A 25,089-nucleotide genomic window follows, 5' to 3' on the forward strand; every position below is an offset into this window, starting at 1 on the left:
GTGGCCTTCTCGCTGTTCAAGCAACACGCGATGTTCGATGCCCGCCTGGCGGCCACTGTCGCTTGACGAGAACCATAGAACCTCAGCCCGAACGGGTTGGGGTTGACTGGCCGGCATTACCTCCAGGACCCCAAGGACCCAAGGCCAAAGGCCCAAGGCCCAAGGCCCAAGGCCCAAGGCCCAAGGCCCAAGGACCCGAGGACCCAAGACCAAAGGACCAAGGCCTCACACGACCAAGGTCCCAAGGCCCGAAAACCGGGAGGGCTCGCGCGCACCGTCGAGGCGGAGGGTGCCGGTGCGCGTGCGGAGGTGCCATTCGCGGCGCCGTGCAGTGCCCCAAGCGCGTCGGTGGAAAGCGGGCACCCGTCCGGTGAGGCAAGCCGGTCAGCGCGAGCGTGCGCCGGGAGCGCGCATGCCGGCGCCCTCTGCCGGGTTACCGTCCCAGCCGCTCGTGCCGCCGACCGCCCGCATCAGCCCAACCCTGGGCACGAAGCACCTGCACCTGCACCTGCACCTGCACCAAGCGCCAAGCGCCAAGCAAAGCCTGATCCGCCAACGCTCAGAAGTCCGAACACCCGTTCTTGCGCTCCGTGTCCACGCAACTCGTCAGCTGTGGCCGCGACCGCACCCGCGTCCATTCGCGGGCCAGCACGTCGTCGCCCTGCTGCGCCGTGCGGCTGCCGCCCAGCGGGCCGGTGGCGTAGCAGATGGGCGGGCCGCCGATGTTGCGGTCGAAGGTGTAGGTGTTGACGTCCTCGCGGATGACGTCGGCCGGCGCCACCTTCGGCGGGCTGAACACCGACGGCGCCGGAGCAGGCGAAGGAGAGGGAGAGGGAGGAGGTGGCGGCACCGGGGCCGGCGTCACGCTCAACCGGCCCGGCACCACGTTCAGCAGATAGCCCTCGGCAGAGACGAAGCTGCCGTTGATGGCATACACGCCCACCGGGCTGCCGGCATTGGCGTTGGTGCCCACCGCGCCGGTGATGCCGGCGCCCGTGTCGCCCAGGATCAACCCGGCGATGCCGTAGCCGAAGGCCGGGTTGGCCTGGCCCTGCTGCCGGCTCGCGTCGGCGATGGTGATGGTGGCCGTGGGCCGCGCCGTGTAGATGAAGCGGTTGCCCGAGGTCGGGAAGGCCGGCACGCAGGCGCCCGCATAGGTGCAGCCGTACAGGTTGGGAATGGGCGAGGTGCCGGCCAGGCCGCCGCGCGTCTCGCCCACCCAGGTGGCCGCCCAGATGCGCCAGGGGCCGCTGATGCCGCCGCCGCCGATGTTCTGGAAGGTGTTGCCGGCCACGAGGTCGGTGCCCGCCGTGCTGGCGACCGAGGTGTCCAGCAGCAGGTCGCCCGTGGTGGCCCGCACCAGCACGTCGCTGCCGCTCAGGGTGCCGCTGGTCACGGCCTGCGCGGCATTGGCCGCCGCATCGAAGCCGGAGGCGGTGACGCTGCCCACACGCAGCGTGTTCACGTCCACGTAGCGGAAGCTGCCCCCGGCGCTGCCACCCAGCGTGCTGGCCGCCACGTCGTTGGCGGCCTGGTCCAGCAGCACGTTGCCGAGGATCGAGCGCGCCAGCAGCGTCGGCGCGGTGATGCCCCCCGCCGCCGTCTGCGTGATGTCGCGCGTGGCCAGCAGGCCCAGCGTGCCGCCGACGGTGAGCGGCGCCTGCAGCGCGATGCTGCCTTCGTTGTCGGCCTGCAGCGTGAGGTTGCCCGAGGCGCCGAGCGCGCCGGCCACGGTGATGGCGCCGGCCTGTGCGTTGCTGCCCACCACCACCGTCGGCGCGGACAGCCGCGCCCATTCGTCGGCGGAGACGGCGAAGCCGTTGGCACTGGTGCCGCCCAGCGCGATGGCGTCGGTGCCGCGCTCGGTGCCGGTAGCGGCATAGCTGTCGGGGGTGCCCGTGAGGGTCACGGCGCCCGGCCGCAGGTTGAGCACCGTGCCGGCGCTGACCTGGCTGCCGTTGCCCAGCACCAGCGCATCGGCCGTGCCCGCTGCGCCGGCGCGCAGCACCACCTGGCCGGTGGACTGGATGCGCCCCGCGGGCGAGGGCACGCTGATGCCGCCGGCATCGATGATGCGGATGCCGGCGCCGCCGTCGTTGCGCGACTCGCCGGTCACCGTGACGCTGCCGCCGCCGGTGCTGCCGATCTGCGCCTGGTTGCCCAGCCACACGCCGTCGCCGCCGGTGGACGCGCCGCCCGCCAGCCGCAGGCCGGTGATGTCGATGCTGCCGGTGCCGGTCTCCACCATCGGGAGCGAGGCCGCGCCGCCGAACTGGGCACCGATGGCCACACCATGCCCGGGCGCATTGCCGCTGTTGGCCGCATAGCTGCCCACGCCCGTGATGCGCACATTGCCGCTGGTGGTGTGGATGCCCGCGGTGGCCGTGTTGGCAGTGAGCTGCACGCCGGTGCCCAGCGTGGTGGTGCCGAGGATGTCGACGTTGCCGGTGGACGTCGCGATGCGCGACCCCGCCAGGTTGACGGCCGCGGTCACGAAGTTGCCGGTCGAGGTGGTGTCGGTGCGCCCCGTCAGCTGTACGCTGCCACCCGCCTGCGCGTCGCTGCCGCCGGTGTAGACGCCCGGGGACGTGAGCGCATTGCCGCCCCGCGTGTCGACCACGGCCGTGCCGCCCAGGCTGATGCTGGTGGCGCCGTTGGAGTCGTTGGTCCAGGCGCCGTTCATGACGACGTTGCCGCCGTTGGTGTAGATCTGGCCGTCCCAGCTCACCTGGCCGCCGCCCACGGCCGCGCTGCCCGTCGTCGCCGCGGCGTTGAACACCACGTTCAACGGCCCGCCCGTGCCGTACGAGGCGATGCTCGCGCCCGCATTCGAGCGCACGCTGCGGTTGGCATTGAGCGTGAAGGTGCGCGCGCCGGTGCCCGCGTAGGCGATCTGCGCCGCGTCCAGGAAGATGTCGCCCTGGTCGGCGGCACCGCCCGTGCCCGTCCCGATGGTCACGTTGGAGCGCAGCAGCGCGTTGTTGATGTCGCCGTCCTGGATGGTCGAGGTGGCCACCGCGTCGTAGGGATTGGCCGGCAGGCTGCCGCTGGCATTGCCGTTGACGATGGTGATGTCGAAGGGGTCGACCGTCCACGTGCCCGCATTGCCGGCACTGGCCCCGGCGTTCACGCGGATGCCGGTGAGGTCGAAGCCGGCGCCGGAGGTCTCGATGCTGCCGCCGTTGCCGCCCGAAGCGCCGCCCTGCGCCGACAGGCTGCCGTGGGCCCGCAGCGTGCGGCCGCCCAGCAGCTGGATCTGCCCGCCGTTGCCCGTGGCCGCGTTGGCGTCGGCGCGCAGCACCGCGTCGTTGGCCATGGCGACGGCGTTGGTGCCCTTGACCACGATGCTGCCGCCCTGCCCCGCGCCGCTCGCGTCCATGAAGGTGGCGCCGGGATCGGCCTGCGGGTTCTGCAGCAGCACGTTGTTGGCCTCGATCACGATGCTGCCGCCCGTGCCCGTGGTGCTGGAGACATCGACCAGCGCATCGAGCCGCGGCCCGGCCAGCGCGACCGTGGTGGCGTCGGTGCCCAGGCGCACGGCGCCGCTGCCGCCCTGCAGGTTGACGGTGCCGCCTTCGGCCCGCAGGCCGCCGCCCACCGCGCCGCCGATGTCGATGGCCCGCGCCGACGCGCCTTCGACGATGGAGATCGCGCCCGTGGTGCCGTCGCGCACGGCCGAGAAGCCGCCGCTGCCGGCGGTACCCGTCACGTCGATGCGCGCACCCGTGCCTGCCGTCACCTGGCTGGACACCATCTGCACGCCCTGCGATGCCTGGGCGGTGCTGAGGAAGCCGGTGAATTCGTTGTCGCCGCGCATGCCGTCGAGGTTGGCGCCGGTGCCCTGCAGCGTCACGTTGCCCTGGGCCTGCACGGCCGCGCCGCTGAGCAGCACCCCCGCCGTGTTGCCGATGCTGCCGCCCGGCTGCGCGTCGGTCCAGCTGCTGGCCACGCCGGTGAGCGCCGCCGCACCGCCCGAGGTGAGCGTGGATGCCCCGTCCACCCGCACGCCGCTCGCGCCCACGCCGCTGGTGCCTGTGACGGCCAGGCCGCCCGTGCCGGCCTGCACCGTGCTGCCGGCCGTCACCAGCACGCCCTCGCTGGCGGTGTAGGAGCCGCTGGTGGCCCAGCTGCGCCCCTGGCCGGCCAGGCTGAGCTGGCCGCTGCCACGGGTCAGCACCTGGCTGTTGCCGATGTAGACGCCCGCGCGCCAGCGGTCGCTGGCGGTGCCGCCGTCCGAATAGCCGCCGCCCACGGCGCGGCCATTGGCGGCATCGCCCTGGCCGAAGAAGCGCACGTTGCCGCCATTGGCGTCGATGCGCGCGCCGTCCAGGCGGATCGCGCCCGCCCAGGCGGTGTCGTAATCGGGAAAGGGCCGGATCGTGCCCGCCGTGGCCAGGGCCGCGCCGGTCGAGTCGGCATTGAAGTCCACGTTCAGCGCCCCTTCGGTGGCGGTGATGGCGCTGCCCGGCCCCATGTCGATGCTGCCGGCCGAATCGATGCGCAGCGTGGTGGTCGGGCCGCCCGTCTTGATGACCTGCGCGGCGCTGGCCGGCGTGTCGCCCTGCTGGAAGACCACGCCGCGGCCATCGCCGGTGGAGGCGCTGGACAGGGTGACATCGGTGCCGCTGCTGAGCGCCCGGCCCAGCGATGCGGCGCCCACCCGGCCGCCTTCCGTGGCCGAGAGGGCCGAGTCGTAGGCCACGTCGCCGGCCAGCACCTGCACCGCATCGCCCACCGCCAGCGTCAGCCGGCCGTTGGTGCCGCCGTCGCTGCCGCCACCGGCATCCACGCCGGCCGGGCTGGCCACCATGCCGTCGGCGCTGGCCGAGATGCTGCCGCCGGCACCGTTGCCCGCGCCGCGGGCCCGCAGCGTGCCGGCCAGCTGCACGGTGGTGCGCGGGACCTCGGGCGAGGGCGCCGCCTCGCCCGGCAGCGTCACCGCCTGGGCCGAGCCGATCACGATGCTGCCGCCCGCCCCGCTGCCGGTGGCGCTCGCATCGATGCTGGCCGTGGGCGCCACGCCCACGTAGGTGCCCGCGAGGGTGACGGTGCCGCCGCCCGCGGCGCCGCGCGCGTCCAGCCGCGTGGCCGGCGCGTCGGCCGCGACGGAAGGCACGGCAGGCGGGGGAACGTCGGCCAGCACCACCTGGCCGCCGGCCAGCGTGATGCTGCCGCCCTGGCGACCGGCCTCGATGCCGCTCGCATCGACCGTGCCGCCGGTGACCGCCAGCACGTTGGTGCGGCCGGCACCCAGCACGATCTCGCCGTTGCGCGACTCCAGGCTGCGGGCCTGCACCACGCCCGTGTTGCTCACCACCAGCTGGCCGGTGGTGGTCGAGCTGCCCAGCATCAGCGCCCGGCCGCCGTCGGCCTGCAGCACGCCGGCATTGGCGGCCGAGGCGTTGGTCGCCAGCGCGTCGGCGTTGATGACCACATTGGTCAGGCCATCGCCTGCGAAGTCCAGCGACACCTTGCGGCCCGAGACCAGGCCCGCAGTGCCGCCAGGCGCGTTGATCGTGCCCCCGGCGTCGTTGCTCACGCCCGCGCCAATCAGCAGCACGGTGCCGCCCGCGGTCGCCACGATCCGCCCGCGGTTGACCACCGTCGTGGCGCTCGCATCGTTGCGCTCGAACACCAGCACCTCGCCCGGGCCCAGCAGCGTGTTCTCGCGGCCGGCGGGCATGAAGCTGGCGTCGGGAATGTCCAGCGTGGTGGCCACCAGACCGCCCACGTTCACCTGCGCCGTGCCCGAAAACAGCACACCCGAGGGGTTGACCAGGAACACGCGCCCGTTGGCCGTGAGCTGACCCGCGATCTCCGACGGATTGCCGCCGGTCACCCGGTTGAGCAGCACCGACGCGGCCGTCGGCTGCACGATGTTGACGGCCGCGCCCGAGCCGATGGAAAAGCTCGTCCACTGCGCGATGGCGCGGGCCTGGCTCTGCGTCAGCGTCATGGTGCCGGCGCCAGGGTTCTGCGCGGTGATGGCGACGCCGCGCAGCGAGCCCGCGCCCGGGGCGATCACCGGCAGCGTGAGCGGTGCGAGCTGGGCGATGGCCGAGCCGGCGCCCATGCACAGCAGCGACAGCGCCAGGGGCCGCAGGCGCCAGTGGCGTGCCGCGGCGGCGAAAGAAGAGGGATGTCGGGAACTCATGGCGAGGCCTCTTGGATAAAGCGCCGGGTGCCGCGGCCGGTCAGAAGGATTTCTGCAGCTGCACGTACAGCCGCGGATTGCGACCGCCGCCGTCGGTGACGGCCGCAGGCGTGCCGGCGCGCCAGGCCAGCGAGGCATTGATCGAGAAGTTGCCGGCGCGCACCCACTGCAGGCCGATGCCGGCGCCGCGCAGGCTGCGGCTGGCGGGCGTGGTGTCGAACAGGCCCGGGGTCTTCTGCGGCCGGCCGCGGGCCGCGTCGTAGAAGACGTAGGGCGTCAACTCCGAGGTGGCCGACCAGCGCCATTCGACGGTGCCGATCAGGCCCTGGTCCACCAGCACCTCGCCCGAAGGATAGGCCCGCACGGCACGCGCGCCGCCCAGGCTCAGCTTCTCGGAGGCATCGAGGTTCTTGCTGGCCCACTGCCCCCCCAGGGCCAGGTACAGCGAATGCTCCGGCAGCACCGACTGCAGGCGCGAGACCTGGAAGGTGAGCTTGGAGAAGCTGCCCTCGGTGCGCGGCCCGCCCAGGGCCTGGTCGGCCGCCAGCAGGCTGGGCTCGCGGATCGACAGGCTGCCGCGGTAGGCCGTGCCCGAGCTGGCCCAGTAGCCGCCGCCCAGCCAGTCGTCGCGCAGCTCCCAGGTCCAGCCCAGGCCCAGGCCGTGCACCCGTTTGCGGCCCTCGAAAGCCAGCGTGGTGTATTCGTCCGTCAGCCGCTTGGTGTCCACCGACAGCCGCACGAAGAGGTTCTGCCGCCGCTGGCGGATCACCGGGTAGAAGAGCGACAAGTCGGCCACGTCGGCCTTGCCCTGCGCGCCCAGCACGGCGAATTCGCCGTCGAGCTGGTAGTTGATGCGGGCCAGCCCGGCGCCCAGGCGCAGGCCGCTGGTGCCCAGCGGCAGTTCGTAGGCGATGCGGCCGAGCTGCAGCGCGTCGTTGTTGGACACCATGGCCCGCAGGTCCAGGTTGTCGCCGATGCCCAACGGGCTGTTCCAGCGCAGCGAGCCGCCCACGCGGTAGCGGCCCGACTCCTGGGTGCCATGGTTGTCGGCATCGGCGCTGAAGGAAAAGCGCGAGCCGGGGTTCACCTCCACCGCCAGGTCGGTGGTGCCGGGCTGGCTGCCTTCCTGCAGGCCCGAGCCGACGGCGATGCCGGGCTGGTCGGACAGCAGCAGCATGGCGCGTTCGTAGGCCGGGGCGCTCACGGCGGCGCCGGGCTGCAGCGCGGCCAGGAAGCCGCGCACCCGCGCCTCGCTGGTGGGCGCCTCGGGCGCCACCTGCACGTCCACCTTGCCGATGCGGCCTTCGGCGATGCTGATCTCCACCACGCCGTTCTGCACCGTCTGCACCGGCACCACCGACTGGGCCAGGAAGTAGCCGCGGGCGTGGTAGCGGTCGGTGATGGCCTGGGCCAGCTTCTCCAGGTCGGCCAGCGTGACGTCGCGGCCGACGTAAGGGCCGGTGATCTCGCGCAGCTCCTCGGCCGACAGGGCCTCGGCACCGGTGAGGCGCAGGTCGTTCAGGCGGAAGGAGACGGCCGGCGCGGCCGGCGCCGCGGGCAGGGTCTGCGCACCGGGCGCGGCGCAGCTGGTGCACGGCGGCTGCACGGGCACCAGCTGCTGCTGCGCCAGCGCGGGCGCCATGGCCGTCAACGCAGCGGCCAGTGCCGTTGCACGGATCGCGAAGGATGAGGTCATGGCGGGCTTCATTGGACGGTCAGGCGCCAGTTGCCGATCAGGTTGAAGGGGGCCCAGAAGAAGGGATGGGCCATCTTGGGATCGCGCAGCACCGCCAGCTGGCCGGCCTGCATGGCCTGCTGCAGGTCGCGGCCCTTGGCGAGTTCGCCGTAGAGCGTGCTCATGAGCACCGCGGTGGCGTCGTCCGACACCGGCCACAGCGAGGCGATCAGGCTGCTGCTGCCGGCCGACAGGAAGGAGCGGGTGAAGCCCAGCACCTCGTCGCCCGAGGCGATGCGGCCCAGGCCCGATTCGCAGGCCGACAGCGTGACCAGGGCCGTGCCCTGCATGGGCAGCTCCAGGATCTCGTGCGCCTCCAGGAAGTTCTGGCGCCCGTTCTCGTTGGCCAGCAGGATGCGCGAATAGAGCGGGTCGACCTGATCGGCCTCGGCATGCGCGGCCACGTGCACCAGCGGCGAGCCGCCGGCCGCCTGGCGGAACTGCGTCTTGGTGGCCTGCGCGCCCATGAAGACGGTGTGCCGCGGAAAGAGCTGCTCCAGCCGCTGGACCTCGGCCACCGAGCCGGGCAGGTCGTACTTGTCCTCGATGCGCGGATTGCCGAAGGCCGTGAGCCGCCCGTCGACGCGCGGCGTGCGACGCGCCAGCTGCACCGCGATGCTCATGGAGGGCGAGACCGATACCGGGTTGGTCTCGATCAGGTAGCGGCCGTTGACCCGCAGGGCCTGGAAGGGCAGGTAGTGCAGCGGCCCGTGCGGCACCACCACGATGCGCTGGCCGGGCTGCAGGCCCAGCGGGCCGATCAGCGCCGCGCCCATCTTGTCGGCATTGCCGATGGCCGTGCGACGGCCGCGCACCACCGAGTTGCGGAAGGTGTCGACCAGCTCCACCAGCTCGTCGCGGCGGATCGGCAGGCTCTGGCTGCGCACCTCGGTGCTGCTGACCACCCACACCTGAAGCCGGTCGGGCAGCGCGTGGTACTGCACCAGGCGCTCGTCGGGTGCCAGGGTGGCCTGCAGGCTGGCCAGGTCGACCACGGCCGTGGCCTGCGTGGCCAGCTGGGCACGGCCACGCACGGCGTCGAGCAGGGCGCGCGAGCGGCTGTGCTCGCTCACCTCGAAGGCGCGGCGCGGCTCGCCCATGTCGGCATACAGACCCACCGCGCGCTCGAAGAGCTGCTGCAGGTCGGAGAACACGCCCATCTTGAATTCGTCGCTGCGGAAGCGCGCGCGCACCTTGTCCACGCCGGCCAGGGCGCGGTCCAGCGCCTGCGCGGCCTCGGCCTTGCGGTCCAGCGCCAATTCGCTGCGGGCCACGCCGTCCCAGGCCCAGAGCTGGAAGTAGCCGGCGTCGGTGCCGGCGCGGCGCGTGGTCAGTTGCTGGAAGACGGTCAGGGCCTCGGCGGGCTTGCCTTCGGCCAGCAGCAGGTTGGCGCGGGTGCGCTCCACCTGCGCGGCCAGCGAGGCGTCGCGCTGCGGGGGCAGGCTGTCCACCAGCTGCCGCGCGCGCGCCAGGTCGGCGGGCTTGCCGCTGTCGATCAGCGCATTGGCCAGCGAGGCCTGCACCAGCGGCGCATAGCGCGGCGAGCTGGCGGCCAGGGCCTCGTCGTAGCTGCGGATGGCGCCGGCCAGGTCGCCGCGGCGCGCGTCCACATCGCCCAGCACCTTGAGGGCCGGGCCGCGGATGAGCTGCGGCTCGCGCGTGGGCAGCTGCAGCGCTTCGCGCGCGAACTGCTCGGCCTTCTCCAACTGGCCGGCATAGCTGTAGACGATGGCCAGGTCGCGCTTGGCGGCGGCCAGCAGGGCCGGGTCCTGCGTGGCGCCGGCCAGGTGCAGCGCCTTGCTGGCGGCGCGCACGCTCTGGCGGAAGTCGCCCGCCTCGGCCAGCGACACGGCCTGGCTGCAGTACTGGTAGGCACTGAGCTTGACCTTGTCCTGCGAATACAGGATGGCGCCCTCCTGCGTGAGCGCCAGCAGCGTGTCCGAATCGGCCAGCCGGGCCTGCTCCTGCTGGCGGGCGGCGGCTTCGGCATCGGGCGCGGCGGCCTGTGCCCAGGCGCCGGCGGCGGGCCAGGCCAGTGCCGCGGCCACGGCCCAGGCGCCCCACCCGGCGCGGTGGCGGCCGGCGCCCCCGGCCGGCTTGTGCATCTTGCGTTCCATTCGACCCCCAGGCGTCCGGCCGTGGAGCACGCCCGGGCGGCGGGCCCCGCAGGCGCAGGATGCGACCTGCCCGTCGGACGTCGTCGGGGCAGTCTAGGAACGGGCCCCCGCGGGGCCAATTTGCAGGAAGGTCTAGGGCGAACGGCGTAGGGGCACGCCGGTGGCAGGGCGCTCAGGCGGTCACGCGGTGGCGCACCGGGCCGGCGCGCTGCTCCACGGCCTGTCGCAGCGTCTGGCACAGGCCGAGCATGAACGCAGCCTCGGCCACCACGAACAGCGGCCCGATCAGCAGGCCCATCAGGTCGTCGACGAAGGCCGGCTTGCGGCCCTCATACCAGTGGCCGACGAACTGGAAGGCCCAGCCGACCACGAAGCCGCCGACGCCCACGGTCAGCCATCGGGCCGTGGGCAGTGCCGCGGCCCAGTCGCCGAACCACAGCGCCAGGGCCAGCAGCGCGGCCATGACGGCGCCGAAGCGCAGGTCCAGCCGCAGGTAGTAGGCCATCGCCAGCAGGCTGGCGATGACCGCGGGCGTAAGCGACAGCCCGGCCAGCATGAAGCCGGGCCGCGACAGCAGCACGACGACCGCCAGGACGATCATGGGAATCCCGATGAAATGCGTGGCGATGTTGCGCGGGTCCCTGTGGTAGCCCGCGTAGGTGGACAGTTGCTCGGTGAGTGTCTTCATCGTTGTCTCCTTGGCGCAATGCGGCGATGCTAGGACGGCCCCCCGCGCGCCACTGTCGGCTGCCGGACACAAGGGGCCCGCCGCCCTTGCGACCCATGAACGACGACAACTGGCCCCGCATCGCCGCCAGCGGCAGCTGGTTCAAGGCCGCCCCCGCGCCCCTGCAGCAGGCGCTGCTGGGCCTGGCCGTGGCGCGCCGCCATGCGGACGGCGCCTGCCTGTTCCGGCGCGGCGACCCGCCCGACGGCCTCTATGGCGTCGCCGAGGGCGCGGTGCGCATCACCGGCCTGGCGGCCGATGGCCGGGAAGCCCTGCTGGCCATCGCGGAGCCCTCGCAGTGGATCGGCGAGATCGGCCTGCTCGACGGCCTGCCGCGCACGCACGACGCCCACGCGCAGGGTGCGGCCGTCACGCTGCATGTGCCGCAGGCGGCGCTGCTGGCCGTGCTGCAGGCGCAGCCCGCGCTGTGGCAGTGGATCGGACTGCTGGCCACCAGCAAGCTGCGCGCGGCCTTCCAGGCGCTGGAGGACATGGCCCTGCTGCCGGCCGAGAACCGCATCGCCGCGCGCCTGCTGGCCATGTCGCAGGGCTACGGCGAATGGACGCACCAGACGCGCCGCGTGGTCCGGCTGTCGCAGGAGCAGCTGGCCTCGATGCTGGCCCTCTCGCGCCAGACGGTGAACCAGGTGCTGCAGGGCTTGGCGCACCAGGGCATCGTGCGGCCGGTGCGCGGCACGGTGGAGATCCTGGATGCGGCGCGGCTGCGCGCGCTGGCTGGCCGCGTCGGCTGATCTGCACGCCGGGGCTGCACGTACATCAGGCGCTGGCGGGGTCTTGCGGACCGACGTCGATCCGGCTTTGTTATTTGACATGCCGCATGTAACATAGAAAAAGACACGTCACGCCCACCCCATGCCCCCCGACCCGACCGCCACCGACGCACTGACCATCGAGGCCCTGGCTTCGGGCTCGGGCGTGACGGTGCGCAACATCCGCGCCTACACCACGGCCGGCCTGCTGCCGCCGCCGAAGCTGCGCGGGCGGCTGGGGCTCTATGGCGAGGAGCATGCGCAGCGGCTCGAACTGATCCGCGCGCTGCGCGAGCAGGGCTTCGGCATCGAGGCGATCCGCCGCGTGTTCGAGCAGGCGCCGGCCAGTTCCTGGCGCAGCCTGGCGGCGGTGGCGCAGTCGATCTCGGACAACCTCTTCGCGGCCGAAGCACCGCTGGTGGTGCCAGCCGAGCAGGTCAAGGCCCAATGGCAGGGCCGCATGACACCCGCCCTGCTCGACCGCGCGCTGCGCGCCGGCCTGGCGCGCCGCCTGCCCGACGGCAGCGTGCAACACCTGAGCCCCGCGCTCGCGCGCATCGCCGAGCAGCTGGCGGCCCTGGGCCTCACGCCCGAGCAGGCCATCGACATGCAGGAGGCGCTGGTGCGCACCCTGCGCAGCGTGGCGCGGCGCTGGCTGCGCACGCTGGTCGATGCGGTGCTGGCCCAGCCCGAGCGCGCGTCCGCGCTGCTGCAGCAGGCCGGACCGCTGGCCACGGGGGCGGTGCAGGCGGCCTTTCCGCTCATCCTCCAGCAGGAGCTGGATGCCCTCGTCGCCCGCCAGAAATGACCTTCACGCCATGACCCACCTGCGACGCCCCTTTCCGCTTGCGGCCTTCGCGCTGGCCGCGGGCCTGGCTGCTTCGGCGGCGCATGCGCAGACCGCGCGCGACGGCCTGGCGCTGAGCTTCGAGGCCGCCCGCCAGCGCATGCTGGAGCGCTCTGACAAGCTGGCCGCCGCGCGCGCCGGTGTCGAGTCCAAGTCGCTGCGCGCCGATGCGCTGCGCAACCTGGGCGGGCCGGTGGTCAGCGTGACCGGCGTGGGCTATGCCTATGACGCGCGGCTGAACGTCGATCTGTCCTCCTTCGATTCGGGCCTCACGCAGGTCGGCCAGTTGCTGCCCGCCAGCCTGCAGAGCAGCCTGGCCCGCCTGCCGGTGCGCCTGCCCGACAGCTACACGCTGCAGCGCGATGGCCATGGCTTCACATCCTCGGTGTCGGCCATCTGGCCGCTCTACACCGGCGGCGCCACCGACGCGGTGCGCGGCTTTGCCGGCGCACAGACCCGCGAGGCCCGCGCCGACGCCGACCAGACCGGCGGCGAGGTGGACCAGACGCTGGTGGAGCGCTACTTCGGCGCCCAGCTCGCGCAGCGCGCTGCCGACCTGCGCGCCCAGGCCGAACGCACCATCGCCGGCCACGACGAGGCGGCGCAGAAGATGCTGGCGGCCGGCGTCATCTCGCGCGTGGAGCGGCTGCAGGCCCGCAGCGCCTATGAAGAGGCACGCCGCAATGCCGAGAAGGCCCGGGACGATGCCGAGCTGGCCGCCGTCGCGCTGGCCCGCACCGTGCGGGCCGACCAGCCGGTGCTGCCGCGCACGCCGCTCTTCGTCCTCAGCCAGCCGGTCGAGCCGCTCGGCTACTTCCTCGATGCGGCGCAGTTGCACCATCCGGGCCTGGCCAAGGTCGCGGCGAAGAAGATGCAGGCCGAGGAACTGCATGCCGGCGAGGAGGCCCTGCGTCGCCCGCAGGTGCTGGCCTTCGGCACGCACGACCTCAAGCGCCGCGAAGAGGCCGGCTGGGTGGCCGGCGTGGGCGTGTACTGGACGCTCTACGACAGCATCGACCGCGACCAGCTGGCCGCCGCCAGCCTGAAGCAGGTGGAGCAGGCCGAGCGCACCGATGCGCAGGCGCGCAGCGACATCTCGCTGCTGGTGGAGCGCAACTGGCGGGCACTGGAGAACGCGCGCCGGCAGTTCGCGTCGATGCAGGCCGGCATCGACCTGGCGCAGGAGGTGGTGCGCCTGCGCAGCGCCGGCCTGCGCGAAGGCACCAGCACCACGCAGGACCTGATCGACGCCGAGACCAACCTGGCCAAGGTGCAGACCGAACGCGCCCAGGCCGCCAACGAGTACGTGCAGGCCCTGGCCCGCCTGCTGCAGAGCGCCGGCATCTCCGAGCGCTTTGCCGACTACATCGCCCGCGCCGATGTGAGGATCGAATGACCATGACCCAACGTCGCAAGACCCTGCCCCTGGCCATCGTGGCCGGCCTCATCGTCGCCGGCCTGATCGGCTGGGGCTTCTGGCGCGCCAGCCGGCCGGCGCCCGAGGTGTTCCAGGGCCAGATGGAGGCGAAGGAAACCGACATCGCCGCCAAGATCCCCGGCCGCATCGCCGAGGTCATGGTGCGCGAGGGCGACCGCATCGAGGCGGGCGCGCCGATCCTGCGCATGGCCTCGCCCGAGGTCGATGCCAAGCTGGCCCAGGCCACGGCCGCCCAGCAGGCGGCGCAGGCGGTGGCGAAGAAGGCCGAGAACGGCGCCCGCCCGCAGGAGATCGAGATGGCCCGCATGCAGTGGCAGCGCGCCGAGACGGCCGCCGAGCTCGCCCGCAAGTCCTTCGACCGCGTGGACGGCCTGGCGCGCGAGGGCCTGGTGGCGGCGCAGAAGCGCGACGAGGCCGAGGCCAACTGGAAGGCCTCGCGCGACGCCGCCATCGCCGCCCGCGCGCAGTACGACCTGGCGCGCCAGGGCGCCCGCGGCGAGGACAAGGCCGCCGCCGAGGCGCAGGCCCGGCAGGTGGCCGGCGTGGTGGCCGAGGCCCAGGCCGCCAAGGCCGAGACCGAGCTGCGCAGCCCCGTCGCCGGCGAAGTGGCCAAGGTGCTGGCCCGCGCCGGCGAGCTGGTGCCGCAGGGCGTGGCCGCCGTCACGGTGGTGGACCTCGCCGACCAGTGGGTGGTGTTGAATGTGCGCGAGGACCGGCTGTCGCGCTTCGCGGTGGGGCAGGAGTTCGACGCCCGCCTGCCGGCCCTGGGCCCCCAGGCTGCGCCAGCACGCTTCAAGGTGAGCTACAGCGCGCCGCTGCCCGACTTCGCGACCTGGCGCGCCACGCGCGCGGGCGCGGGCTTTGACGTGCGCACCTTCGAGGTCCGCGCCAAACCGCTGCAGCCCATCGCAGGCGCGCGGCCGGGCATGAGCGTGCTGGTCGACTGAGACGTGGCCGCCATCCGTCTGCGCCGCCTGCCCGACGTTGCCACGTCCGCGCACGGTGCCTGAGCCGATGACCCCCTTCGCCCGCAGCCTGCGCCGCGAAGCCTGGCGCCTCACCAGCCAGCCCTGGGAGCTGGCCATGGTGAGCTGGGTGCCGGCCCTGGCCGCCGCGCTGATGTGGTGGATCTTTTCGGCCGGGCTGCCGAACCGGCTGCCCATCGGTGTGCTGGACGAGGACCATTCGGCCATCTCGCGCCAGATCGAGCGCTTCCTGGAAGCCTCGCCCGGCCTGCAGGTGGCCGAGCGCTATGCCGATGCGGCCGAGATGGACCGGGCCCTCGTGGCCGGCCGCGTGCATGCGGCGGTGTGGATGCCGCGCGAACTCTCGCGCGACCTCAAGCAGGGCCGCGCCGGCCAGGTGGTGCTGCTGCACAACGCGCAGCGCGGCACGCACTCCAGCCTGATCCAGCGCGACGTGCGCACGGCCGTGGGCACGGTGTCGGCCGGCATCGAGCTGACGGCACGCGCCAAGCGCGGCGAATCGGCCCCGGCGGCGCGGGCGCACCTCGATCCGGTGCGGGCCAACACGGTGGCGCTGTTCAATACGTCGAGCAACTACGAGCAGTTCCTGGGCGCGGCGCTGATCCCGGCGCTGCTGCACATCTTTGCCATGACCGCTGGCGCCTGGACCCTGGGCCGTGAGCTGCGCGACCGCAGCCTGGGCGAATGGCTGGCGCCGGGTGTGGGTGCGAATGCGGGCATGGCGGCCGGCGCGAACTGGGGCGAAGCGGCCGCGGCGCTGGCCGGCAAGCTGCTGCTGCCATGGGCATCGCTGTCGGTCGTCGGGCTGCTGGCACTGCTGGGTCTCACGCTGGGGCGGGGCTGGCACCCGGCCGGCTCGCTGCTGTGGGTGGCCGCGGCGCTGGTGCTGTTCCTGGGGCTGTCGGTGGCGATGGGCGCCTTCCTGGCGGCGCTGACGCGCTCGCTGCGCACGGCGCTCTCGGGCACGGGCTTCATCACCGCGCCTGCCTTCGCCTTCGGCGGCGTGGGCTTTCCGCTGGTGGCCATGCCTGCGGCGGCGCGCGCGTGGGCGCTGGCGCTGCCCTACACGCACTACGCCCGCGTGCAGATCGAGCAGCTGCAGATGGGCGCGCCGCTGGTCTATTCGATGGCCACGCCGCTGTGGATGGCGGTGGCCGCGCTGGCCCTGCTGGCCGCCAGCGCCGGCCTGGTCGGCCGCGCGGCGAAGGCGCCCGAGAGCTGGGGCAAGCGCTGATGACGAACGAAAACGCGCCCACCGCCGACCGCACCCGGCAGCGCTTCGCCGACGCGTGGCGTGCCACGGCCCTGGCCGTGCTGCGCGATCCGGGCGTGCTGCTGATCCTGCTGCTCGCGCCGGTGATCTACGGCTTCTTCTATCCCTGGCCCTACGGCACCGAGGCGGTCACGCGCGTGCCCGTCGCGGTGGTGGACCAGGACGGCAGCAACCTCTCGCGCCAGATCGTGCGCTTCGCGCAGGCCAGCCCGCGCATCGACGTGCGGCTGGTGACCGGCGACGAGCAGGCCGCGCGACAGGCCCTGTGGCGCGGCGAGATCGAGGGCTACGCCCTGCTGCCGCGCGACCTCAAGCGCGACGTGGTGCGCGGCGCGGCGGTGGGCGTGACCATCGAGGGCAACGGCGCCTATGCGCTGCTCAACAAGTCGGTGCTCTACGGCTTCTCGGAAGCGGTGGGCACGGTGTCGGCCGGCATCGAGATCCGCCGCCTGCAGGCGGCCGGCCAGAGCGCGCCGCAGGCCCGCGCCAGCCGCAGCCCGCTCAACACGCAGCTGGTGCCGCTGTTCAACCCGACCGAGGGCTACGGCAGCTACGTGGTGCCGGCCGTGGCGCTGCTGATCCTACACCAGACGCTGCTGATGGGCTGCGCCATGCTGGCCGGGACCTGGGCCGAGGCAGACCGGCTGCGCGCGCGGCCCGCGGCCTGGCTGGGGCGGCTCGTGGCGCTGTCGGGCTTCGGCCTCATGACGGGGCTGTTCTTCTTCGGCTGGATCTTCGTGCTGCAGGACTATCCACGCGGCGGCAACCCGCCGGCGGCCGCACTGCTGCTGGCCTTCTACGTGCCCACGGTCTGCGCGCTGGGCCTGCTGCTGGGCTGCTGGTTCCGCGACCGCGAACGCGCGCTGCAGGTGATCCTGTTCAGCTCGCTGCCGCTGGCCTTCCTCTCGGGCTTCTCCTGGCCCAGCGAGGCACTGCCGATGCCGCTGCAGTGGCTGGGCGGCTGGCTGCCCAGCACGGCGGGCATCCAGGCCTCGCTGCGGCTCAACCAGATGGGCGCGCCGCTGGCGGACGTGCTGCCCTGGCTGGGCAAGCTGGCCACGGTGTTCGGCCTGGCACTGGCGGGACTGCTGTGGGCGGGACGGCTGCGCGTCGGGCCATACCCGCGCCGTTGAGAATTTCTCTCATCGCGGGGGATACTGGCGGACTTTTCCTTCCTCCATCCGACACTCGCCGCCATGAGCTCCAGCACCCGCATCGAGAAAGACACCTTCGGTCCCATCGAAGTCCCCGCCGACCACCTGTGGGGCGCGCAGACGCAGCGTTCGCTGCAGAACTTCGACATCTCGGGCGAGCGCCAGCCGCTGGAGATCATCCAGGCACTGGCCCTGGTGAAGCGGGCCTCGGCCGTGGTCAACCAGCAGCTGGGCCTGCAGGACGCGAAGAAGACCGATGCCATCGTGGCCGCCGCCGACGAGGTGCTGGCCGGCAAGCATCCGCATGAGTTCCCGCTGGTCGTCTGGCAGACCGGCTCGGGCACGCAGACCAACATGAACGTCAACGAGGTGCTGGCCAACCGCGCGAGCGAGCTGCTCGGCGGCCAGCGCGGCGAAGGCCGCCTGGTGCACCCCAACGACGACGTCAACCGCAGCCAGTCGAGCAACGACGTCTTTCCCACCGCCATGCACGTGGCGGCCGTGCAGGCGCTCACGCACAAGCTGCTGCCGGCCATCGCCAAGCTGCGCGCCACGCTGGCGAAGAAGTCCGAGGACTTCATGGACATCGTCAAGATCGGCCGCACCCACCTGCAGGACGCCACGCCCCTGACGCTGGGCCAGGAGGTCTCGGGCTGGGTCGCGCAACTGGACCAGAACGAGCGCCACGTGCGCGCCGCCCTGCCCCACCTGTGCGAGCTGGCCCTGGGCGGCACCGCGGTGGGCACCGGCCTGAACGCGCCCAGGGGCTATGCCGAGGGCGTCGCCGCCGAGCTGGCCCGCCTCACGGGCCTGCCCTTCGTGACGGCGCCGAGCAAGTTCGAGGTGATGGCGGCCTGCGACGCCTTCGTGCATGCGCACGGCGCGCTCAAGACGCTGGCCGCCAGCATGAACAAGATCGCCAACGACGTGCGCTGGCTGGCGAGCGGTCCGCGCAGCGGCATCGGCGAGCTGAGCATTCCCGAGAACGAGCCCGGCTCGTCGATCATGCCCGGCAAGGTCAACCCGACGCAGAGCGAGGCCGTGACCATGCTGGCCGCGCAGGTGATGGGCAACGACGTGGCCATCAACATCGGCGGCATGTCGGGCAACTTCGAGCTGAACGTGTTCCGCCCCATGGTGGCCCACAACTTCCTGCAGAGCGTGCGCCTGCTGGCCGACGGCATCGTGAGCTTCAACGACCACTGCGCCGTGGGCATCGAGCCCAACCGCGACCGCATCGCCGAGCTGGTGAGCCGCTCGCTGATGCTGGTGACGGCGCTGAACACGCACATCGGCTACGACAAGGCGGCCTACATCGCCAAGAAGGCACACAAGGAAGGCACCAGCCTGCGCGAGGCGGCCATCGCCTCGGGGCACCTGACGGGCGAGCAGTTCGACCAGTGGGTGATTCCCGAGAACATGACCGGCCGCTGAGCGCCCGCATTCGCCTGCAGGAGCCCTCCATTTGAGCGACCGCCGCCAGGACGCCGACATGGCGCCGACCGACGTCCCGACGCCTGGCGCACCGCGACGCGCCAAGGCCTGGCCGCTCATGGCCCTCGTCGCCATCGCGACCGGCTTCGTGGTGCTGGGCCACGATGGGCGGCGGGTCGCGCAGATGCTGGTGCTGCTGCTGCCCGCGCTGGCCTGGATGGCCTGGCCGGTGCGCAGCACGGCGGTGCACCGCGCCCGGCGGGTGGCGGTGCTGGCGGCGGTGATGGCCTTCGCGGCCGACGGCGTGGTGCGGGCCTACCTGCTGGACACCTACCAGTCCGCGCCAGACGGCGCGGTGGTGCTGGGCGCGCTGGCCAACACCAATGCGCGGGAAAGCGGCGAGTACCTGCAGATGCACTGGCGCACGGCCGCGCTGTGGTGCGCGGTGATGGGGGCCGCGGGCTATGCCGTGTGGCGGCTGACGGCCTACGGGCGGCGACGCCGCATCGCCACGGCCGCCGGAGCGCCACGCGATGCCGCCGATGGCGGTGCAGCAGGCACGCCGATCGAGGTCGAGGTCGCGCCCCACCGCGCCTGGCTGGCCCTGCTGGTGGTGGCCTTCGCCTTCGGTGCACTGGCCCATGCCAGCAAGCCCTGGCGGCGGCTGCATCCGGTGGTCTTCTGGACGCAGTGGGTCGACGATGCGGGCGACCTGCGCACCGCCTGGGCCGACCAGCAGCGCATGCGCGACGCCGCCCTGCAGCACGCCCATGCGGCGGCGCCACAGGTGACGCGCGCAGGGCCATCGACGGTGGTGCTGGTCATCACCGACAGCATCAACCGCGACAACCTGGGGCTTTACGGCTACGGTCGCAACACCACGCCGCGCCTGGCGGCCGCGCAGCGGCGCGAGCCGCAGCAGATGACGGTGCTGCGCCATGCCTGGTCGGTGGACGCCAGCACGCTGCCGGCCATGGCCAACATGATGCGATTCGGCCAGCCCACGGCCGCCGACGCGCAGCACCTGCTGCCGCTGGCGCGCGCCGCCGGCTACAAGGTCTGGTGGATGAGCAACCACGACGACGTGGCCATCGAGCAGCAGCATGCGCGTCTCGCCGACGAGGTCGAGATCGTCAACCGCGTGCCGGGCCGCGCCAGTGCCTCGCTCGATGGCGAACTGCTCGACTGCGTGCAGGAAGCCCTGGCCGACCCGGCCGAGCGCAAGCTGATCGTGGTGCACCTGCTGGGCGCCCATCCGCATTACCGGCTGCGCTTTCCGGGCACGCAGGACAACCCCTTCGACGACACGGTGGACGCGGTCGAGTCGGGCCTGATCGCCAAGGGCCGCCCGGCGTGGGTGCGGCGCTTCCGCCAGGACTACGACAACGCCCTGCTGTACCACGACTTCGTGGTCGCCGAGACGCTGCAGCTCACGCGCACCGTGGGGCGCCTGGCCGAGTACCGGGCCTGGGTCTACGTCTCGGACCATGGCCAGGAGGTGGGCCACGGCAGCGACCATGTGGGCCACAGCCCGAGCACGGCCTCGGGCTACCGCATCCCGGCCATCGTGTGGCGCAACCAGGTGCCGGCCGATGTGCCATCGGTGGCCGAACGTCCCTTCCGCGCGGACTGGCTGGGATGGACGATGGCCGACCTGCTGGCCCTGCAGTGGAAGGGCCAGGTCGCCGGGCGCGATGTGCTGGCAGCCGACTACCGGTGGGAGGCGCCGGTGCTGCCGGTGAAGGTGCGGTCGTATCTGGATTGAGGCGGTGGCTGGGCTTCCAGGTTGTCTCGCGCTGGCGGTGCTGTTTGTTGGGGACGGATGCGGGTGAGAAGTCCGGGGTGCGCACGCCGGGGCCGGGGCCTGGGGGCCGCGGGCTCATACTTTTTCAGAAATCGCCCGCGGCCCCCAGGCCCCGACCCCGCCGCGCGTGACACCGCGGGGTGCACTAAGAGAGCCGGTGCAAGACGGGCGCTCGACCAGCAAACGTCCTCCTGAGGCTGCAGGGCGCTCATGCCAGCCGATCAACCATCACGCAGGCCCTGGTGCCGGTGAGGGTGTGGCGGCGCGCCTGTGGGGCGCCGAGGAGCGCAGGACGGACGGGCTGCGGGCCTGCCGAAGGACAGGCCCGCTTCGTGAACTGACTCGCGGCAGTTGTTTGAGCGCAGCGCGAAGCGCGTAGCGAGTTCTGCCGCGGCCCGTCTGCCCGAGCACCGCAGGGAAGTCGGCGCGCAGCGCCGACCGCCCCACTTGAAGCGCCGACACGCCCTCACCGGCGCCAGGGCCGGACCATCGACAACGGCGGAACCTCCCGGCCCTTGCCGAAGCAGCACCTCAAAGTGTCAAAGCCTCAAAGCCCCAGGCACATCCAAGACCCTGAGCAACCACCCATCAGGCGATGGGATACGTCCCCGGCAACAGAATGCTCCGATCCACGTTCTGCAACTGCGTGTGCCCGCAGAAGGCCATCGTGGTGTCCAGCTCCTTGTGGATGATCTGCAGCGCCCGCGTCACGCCCGCCTCGCCCATCGCGCCCAGGCCGTAGACCATCGAGCGGCCGATCATCGTGCCGCGGGCACCCAGGGCCCAGGCCTTGAGCACGTCCTGGCCGCTGCGGATGCCGCCGTCCATCCACACCTCCAGCCGGTGGCCCACCGCGTCCACGATGGCAGGCAGGGCCGAGATGCTGCTGGGCGCGCCGTCGAGCTGGCGGCCGCCGTGGTTGCTCACCACGATGGCGTCGGCACCGGCATCGGCGGCCATGCGAGCGTCTTCCTCGACCATGATCCCCTTCAGGATCAGCTTGCCGCCCCATTGCTGCTTGACCCATTCGATGTCGGCCCACGACAGGCGCGGATCGAACTGCTCGTTGGTCCAGGCGGCCAGCGAGCTCATGTCGCTCACGCCCTTCACATGGCCCACCAGGTTGCGGAAGGTGCGGCGCTTCGTCTGCGCCATGCCCAGCACCCAGCGCGGCTTGGTCGCCAGGTTGAGGATGTTCTTGAGCGTCGGCCGGGGCGGCGCCGTCAGGCCGTTCTTGAGGTCCTTGTGGCGCTGGCCGATCACCTGCAGGTCCAGTGTCAGCACCAGTGCGCTGCACTTGGCCGCCTTGCAGCGCTCGATCATGCGGGCCATGGCGTCGCGGTCGCGCATCATGTACAGCTGGAACCAGAAGGGCGCCGTCGTGTTCTGCGCGATGTCCTCGATGGAGCAGATGCTCATGGTCGACAGCGTGAACGGGATGCCGAACTTCTCGGCCGCGCGGGCCGCGTGGATCTCGCCGTCGGCATGCTGCATGCCCGTCAGGCCCACGGGCGCGATGGCCACGGGCATCCTGGCCGGGACGCCCACCATCGTGGTGGCGGTGCTGCGGTTCTCCAGGTTGACGGCCACGCGCTGGCGCAGCTTGATCTTGTGGAAGTCCTCCTCGTTGGCGCGGTAGGTGCCTTCGGTCCAGGCGCCGGAGTCGGCGTAGTCGTAGAACATGCGCGGCACGCGCTTCTGCGCCAGCACGCGCAGGTCTTCGATGTTGGTGATGACGGTCATGGATGCTTCGGAAGGGCCGGCGCGGCGCGACGGGCGCGCCGGCCTTCGGCCTAGTCAATGGACCACGGTCAGGGTGAAGGGCCAGACATACGCCTGCAGCGTGACGTAAAGGCCCACCAGTGCCGCGAGCGCGATCGAGTGGAAGAAAACGTAACGGAGGATATCGCCTTCGTGATTGAACCAGCGGGTGGCGGTGGAGGCGACGACGATGGACTGCGCGTCGATCATCTTGCCCATCACGCCACCCGAGCTGTTGGCCGCGCCCATCAGGTTGGCCGACAGGCCCAGTTGCTCGGCCGCCACCTTCTGCATGCCGCCGAAGAGCACGTTCGAGGCGGTGTCCGAACCCGTGAGCGCCACACCGATCCAGCCCATCAGCGTGCCGAAGAAGGGATACAGCACGCCGGTGTTGGCGAAGGCCAGGCCCAGCGTGGTGTCGGTGCCCGAGAAGCGCGTGAGCGTGCCCAGCGCCAGCATCAGCACGATGGTCAGCAGCGAGTAGCGCACCATCCACAGCGTGCGGAAGAAGGTACCCACGATGGCCACCGGGCTGTACTTCATCAGCAGGGCGCTGAGCACGGCCGCCAGCAGGATGCCGCTGCCGGTGGCCGACAGCAGGTTCAGCACGTAGACGGCGGCCTCCTTGTGGGGCGTGGTCACCACGGGCGGCATCTTGTCGATCATGTTGTGCAGGCCCGGCATCGGGAAGCTGGGCGCGAACAGGCCGTTGAGCCAGGTCTTGACAGCGGGCAGGCCCCAGACGAACACGAACAGCGACAGGATCAGCCAGGGCATCCAGGCGCGCACCAGCGCGGCGCGGCTGTGCTGGCGAACCGGCTGCGGCGGCTTGGCCTCGGCGGCGCTGGGGTCGTTGCCGCGCATCGAGGGCGAGGTCCAGATGCGCTTGGGCTGCCACACGCGCAGGAAGGCCACCAGGCTCAGCATCGAGACGACGGCCGCGATGATGTCCACCAGCTCCGGCCCGATGAAGTTGGAGACCAGGAACTGCGGCACCGCGAAGCTCACGCCCGTGACCAGGATGGCGGGCCAGATCTCCATCATGGCCTTGCGGCCGGCGAAGGCCCAGATCAGCCAGAAGGGCACCATCAGCGAGAAGAAGGGCAGTTGCCGGCCGATCATGGCCGTCACCTCCATCAGGTCGTAGCCGTGCACCTTGGCCAGCGTGATCACCGGCGTGCCCAGCGCGCCGAAGGCCACCGGCGCCGTGTTGGCGATCAGCGAGAGACCCGAGGCCGCCAGCGGCGAGAAGCCCAGCCCGATCAGGATCGCCGCCGTCACCGCCACCGGCGTGCCGAAGCCGGCCGCGCCCTCGAAGAAGGCGCCGAAGCAGAAGGCGATCAGCAGCAGCTGGATGCGCCGGTCCTCGGTGATGCCCGAGAGCGAATCCTGCAGCACCGCGAAGCTGCCGTTCTGCTCGGTCAGCTGGTGCAGGAAGATGATGTTCAGCACGATCCAGCCGATGGGCAGCAGGCCGGTGAAGGCACCGAAGAGCGCCGCGCGCCCGGCCAGGTCGGCGGGCATGCCGTAGGCGAAGACGGCCACCAGCAGCGCGGCGACGAGGCCCATGCCGGCGGCGATGTGCGCCTTGATGTGGAAGAAGCCCAAGGCGGCCAGCATCACCACCACTGGGATCGCCGCGAGGGCGGTGGAGATGAACATGTTGCCGAACGGGTCGTAGATCTGCTGCCAGGGCATGGCGTGTCTCCTTGCGTGTTGTTGTGGACGGTGCGGGCATGCTGCCTGTCGTGCGGCTGCCACGCAACGGGACGCGACTTTAGGAGCGGGCGGCGGCCGGGGGGCTGAAAACGATGCGCGGCGGGCGTGAATCTTTTTCACGGCCGGCCGGTAAGGAGCGGGACGGGGCTTCGACAAGCTCAGCGCGAACGGTCTGGGGTGCGGCAGGCGTCGGCGAAGCTGCCCCGGCCGGACGGGGGGCGGCGGGCCTCGGCGAAGGTGCCCGCGGACGGCCGGCGCGCAGCGCGCCCTCAGTCCCGCATCGCCTGCCGGATCCAGTCGACGAAGGCGGCGCACTCCCAGCGTTCCAGCGTACCGGGCTTCCAGCACAGGAAGTAGTCGTGCGGCGAGCGCACGCTGCGCCGCGACAGGCGCACCAGCCGGCCGCTGTCCAGCCAGCCCTGTCCAAGCCGGAGGCGCATCAGCGCCACGCCAAAGCCGGCGACGGCGGCGTCCAGCACCAGGCCCAGGTCGTTGAACTGGTTGCCCGAGGCGGGCTCGGGCAGGCCGATGCCGCAGGCGCGGAACCAGGTACGCCAGGGCTCCAGCGGCGAGCGGATCAGGTGGGCGCGGCCGATCTCGGCCTCGGTGTCGAAGTCGCCCTCGAAGGGGCCGGCCTCGCCCAGGTACTCGGGGCTGCACACAGGGCAGACCTCGTCGGAGAGCAGGTGCATCGACTCCCGGTCCGGAAACGGGCCGACGCCGAAGCGCAGCTCGATGTCGGCCTCCTCGGCCGTCACGTTGTGGATGGGGATGGCCACCTGCAGCATCAGCTCGATGTCGGGGTAGGCATGGCGGAACAGCGCCAGCCGCGGCAACAGCAACTGGCGCGAGAAGGTGGGCGTCACGGCCACGCGCAGCCGCGTGGAGGCGGGCGCTGCCCGGGCCGGGCGCGGTGCGTCCTGCAGCGCCGCCATGGCTTCGCGCACCCGCAGCAGATAGGCCGCGCCCTCGGCCGAAGGCAGGAACTCGCCGCGCGCCGCGAAGAGCTTGAGCCCCAGCTGCGTCTCCAATTGCCGGATGCGGTGGCTCACCGCGCTGGGCGTGACCGACAGCTCGGCCGCCGCCTGCGTCACGCTGCGCAGGCGCGCGACGGCCTCGAAGGCCAGGAGGGACTGGATGGGCGGAATGCGGACGGCGGTCATGGGGTGG

Annotated in this window: 15 protein-coding genes; 8 read left to right on the forward strand and 7 right to left on the reverse strand. The window is 72.2% G+C overall.

The features are described 5' to 3' along the window. Positions 1-559: 559 nt before the first annotated feature. The 4 genes from ABIC63_RS21970 to ABIC63_RS21985 form a co-directional block, all read right to left on the reverse strand. A complete protein-coding gene (locus tag ABIC63_RS21970; RefSeq protein ID WP_354321370.1) occupies positions 560-6,154 on the reverse strand; it encodes a two-partner secretion domain-containing protein in 5,595 nt (1,864 codons plus the stop codon). 40 nt (positions 6,155-6,194) lie between these two features. Beyond that, on the reverse strand, positions 6,195-7,850 hold the full coding sequence (locus ABIC63_RS21975; protein ID WP_354321371.1) for a ShlB/FhaC/HecB family hemolysin secretion/activation protein: 1,656 nt from the start codon (positions 7,848-7,850) through the stop codon (positions 6,195-6,197). Between the two features lie 8 nt (positions 7,851-7,858). Further along, on the reverse strand, positions 7,859-10,006 hold the full coding sequence (locus ABIC63_RS21980) for a CHAT domain-containing protein (protein ID WP_354321372.1): 2,148 nt from the start codon (positions 10,004-10,006) through the stop codon (positions 7,859-7,861). 172 nt (positions 10,007-10,178) lie between these two features. Continuing rightward, a complete protein-coding gene (locus ABIC63_RS21985; protein WP_354321373.1) occupies positions 10,179-10,694 on the reverse strand; it encodes an Mpo1 family 2-hydroxy fatty acid dioxygenase in 516 nt (171 codons plus the stop codon). A gap of 95 nt (positions 10,695-10,789) precedes the next feature. On the opposite strand from ABIC63_RS21985, the gene ABIC63_RS21990 reads away from it, so the two are divergent. The 8 genes from ABIC63_RS21990 (at position 10,790) to ABIC63_RS22025 (ending at position 20,400) form a co-directional block, all read left to right on the forward strand. Continuing rightward, positions 10,790-11,485: a Crp/Fnr family transcriptional regulator gene (locus ABIC63_RS21990; RefSeq protein WP_354321374.1), complete on the forward strand. Its 696-nt coding sequence runs from the start codon at positions 10,790-10,792 to the stop codon at positions 11,483-11,485. A gap of 121 nt (positions 11,486-11,606) precedes the next feature. After that, a complete protein-coding gene (locus ABIC63_RS21995) occupies positions 11,607-12,311 on the forward strand; it encodes a MerR family transcriptional regulator (protein WP_294377792.1) in 705 nt (234 codons plus the stop codon). 10 nt (positions 12,312-12,321) lie between these two features. After that, positions 12,322-13,746, forward strand: a complete 1,425-nt coding sequence (locus tag ABIC63_RS22000; RefSeq protein WP_354321375.1) for a TolC family protein — start codon at positions 12,322-12,324, stop codon at positions 13,744-13,746. Between the two features lie 2 nt (positions 13,747-13,748). Then, positions 13,749-14,735 carry an HlyD family secretion protein gene (locus ABIC63_RS22005; protein ID WP_354321376.1) on the forward strand — a complete coding sequence of 329 codons (987 nt, stop codon included), beginning with the start codon at positions 13,749-13,751 and terminating at the stop codon, positions 14,733-14,735. Between the two features lie 67 nt (positions 14,736-14,802). Further along, positions 14,803-16,008 carry an ABC transporter permease gene (locus tag ABIC63_RS22010; RefSeq protein ID WP_354321377.1) on the forward strand — a complete coding sequence of 402 codons (1,206 nt, stop codon included), beginning with the start codon at positions 14,803-14,805 and terminating at the stop codon, positions 16,006-16,008. Beyond that, entirely contained in the window at positions 16,008-17,180 is a 1,173-nt protein-coding gene (locus ABIC63_RS22015) for an ABC transporter permease (RefSeq protein WP_354321378.1), read from the forward strand. The genes ABIC63_RS22010 and ABIC63_RS22015 overlap by 1 nt, the downstream gene beginning before the upstream one ends. Positions 17,181-17,243: 63 nt before the next feature. After that, complete coding sequence (gene fumC / locus ABIC63_RS22020) at positions 17,244-18,635, forward strand: class II fumarate hydratase (RefSeq protein ID WP_354321379.1); 1,392 nt, start codon at positions 17,244-17,246, stop codon at positions 18,633-18,635. Between the two features lie 31 nt (positions 18,636-18,666). Then, positions 18,667-20,400, forward strand: a complete 1,734-nt coding sequence (locus ABIC63_RS22025) for a sulfatase-like hydrolase/transferase (RefSeq protein WP_354321380.1) — start codon at positions 18,667-18,669, stop codon at positions 20,398-20,400. 627 nt (positions 20,401-21,027) lie between these two features. Here ABIC63_RS22025 and ABIC63_RS22030 read toward each other — a convergent pair. The 3 genes from ABIC63_RS22030 to ABIC63_RS22040 all read right to left on the reverse strand — a co-directional run bounded on the left by ABIC63_RS22030 (position 21,028) and on the right by ABIC63_RS22040 (position 25,082). Continuing rightward, on the reverse strand, positions 21,028-22,182 hold the full coding sequence (locus tag ABIC63_RS22030) for an alpha-hydroxy acid oxidase (protein WP_354321381.1): 1,155 nt from the start codon (positions 22,180-22,182) through the stop codon (positions 21,028-21,030). Positions 22,183-22,236: 54 nt separating this feature from the next. Further along, entirely contained in the window at positions 22,237-23,898 is a 1,662-nt protein-coding gene (locus ABIC63_RS22035) for an L-lactate permease (RefSeq protein WP_354321382.1), read from the reverse strand. A gap of 290 nt (positions 23,899-24,188) precedes the next feature. Then, a complete protein-coding gene (locus ABIC63_RS22040) occupies positions 24,189-25,082 on the reverse strand; it encodes a LysR substrate-binding domain-containing protein (protein WP_114804658.1) in 894 nt (297 codons plus the stop codon). Positions 25,083-25,089: the final 7 nt, after the last annotated feature.

This window comes from Pseudacidovorax sp. 1753 (assembly GCF_040544975.1).
GTDB lineage: Bacteria > Pseudomonadota > Gammaproteobacteria > Burkholderiales > Burkholderiaceae_C > Xenophilus.